The organism is Streptomyces sp. (genome assembly GCF_031181555.1).
GTDB lineage: Bacteria > Actinomycetota > Actinomycetes > Streptomycetales > Streptomycetaceae > Streptomyces > Streptomyces fimbriatus.
In genome coordinates, this window is sequence record NZ_JAPSKQ010000209.1 from 7,832 (window position 1) to 9,379 (window position 1,548).

Sequence of the window (1,548 nt, forward strand, 5' to 3'; positions counted from 1 at the left end):
GGCACCGTCTGCTCCTGAGCGGGCACCGTTCCGCAAACCGACAGGCCGGACCCATAAAGCCGCAGGTCAGGGCGTTATCCACAGGCCGGCCCGGCGGGAGACGGATCTGCTTACCATGGCCTGACCGCCATCCGCGGCTCGATGCGGACGGCCAGCGAGGGGGGAAGCACCACATGACGCGTATCACACGATGGGCGGCTCTGACGGCCGCCGCCGCGCTGTTGACGGCGGGCTGCAGCGGCGGCTCGTCCGGCGACGACGGCAGGGGCGAGGGGACGGCGCTCGACTGGGGACGCTGCAAGGCATCCGGGGACGCCCCCGCCCCGGGCAGTGACTGGCAGTGCGCCACGCTCCGGGTACCGCTGGACTGGTCGAAGCCCGACGGTGCCACGATCGGGCTGGCGCTGATCCGGGCGAAGGCCACGGGAGACGACCGCCTCGGCTCGCTGCTGTTCAACTTCGGCGGCCCGGGCGGCTCGGGCGTGTCCATGATGCCGTCCTACGCCGACACCGTCTCCGAGCTGCGCGAGCGGTACGACCTGGTGAGCTGGGATCCGCGCGGGGTGGCCGCCAGCGAGGGCATCCGCTGCCGTGACGACAAGGAGATCCAGGCGGCCGAATCGTCGGTGGACGGCACCCCGGACACGCCGGCCGAGGAGCGGACGTACCTCGAGGACGCCGCCGACTTCGGCAAGGGCTGCCAGGAGGCCGCCGGAAAGCTGATGGCCCACGTGTCGACCACCGACACCGCCCGCGACATGGACCGCATCCGGCAGGTCCTCGGCGACGACAGGCTGAACTACTTCGGCATCTCCTACGGCACCGAACTCGGCGGCGTCTACGCCCACCTGTTCCCGAAGAAGGTGGGCCGGATGACGCTCGACGCGGTGGTCGACCCGAGCGCCGACACGGTGGGCCACGCCAAGAACCAGGCGCGCGGCTTCCAGCTGGCGCTCGACAACTACCTGAAGTCCACCGGCCGGGACCCCGAGGAGGGCTCGCGTGAGATCGCGGAGCTGCTGGAGCGGATCGACGCGGACCCGCTGCCGACGTCCTCGTCCGGACGGGAGCTGACGCAGACGCTGGCGCTGACCGGCATCGTCCTGCCGCTGTACAGCAAGGACGGCTGGCCGGCGCTGACCAGCGCGCTGCGGGCGGCGGAGGAGGGGGACGGCTCGGAGCTGCTGGCGCTGGCCGACGGCTACAACGAACGCGACGCCTCGGGGAACTACGGCACGACGACCCACTCGCAACGGGTCATATCGTGCCTGGACGACAGGCAGCGGATGACCGTGGCGGAGACGAAGAGGCTGCTGCCGGAGTTCGAGGAGATCTCGCCCGTGTTCGGGGCCTTCCTCGGCTGGGACACGGCCGGCTGGTGCCACGACTGGCCGGTGCCCGGTCAGCACGACACCCCGGAGGTGAGCGCGCCGGGTGCGGCACCGATCCTGGTGGTCGGCAACACCGGCGACCCGGCCACGCCGTACGAGGGCGCCCGGAGGATGGCGGACGAGCTGGGCGAGGGCGTCGGTGTGGTGCTCACCTGGA

General features: G+C 71.6%; 1 protein-coding gene. It reads left to right on the forward strand.

The window, feature by feature from the left end; genetic code table 11:
* Window positions 1–173 precede the first annotated feature (173 nt).
* Window positions 174–1,548, forward strand: a 1,375-nt coding sequence (locus tag RIM90_RS28245) for an alpha/beta hydrolase (protein ID WP_309063589.1), incomplete at its 3' end; no start/stop codon positions are given.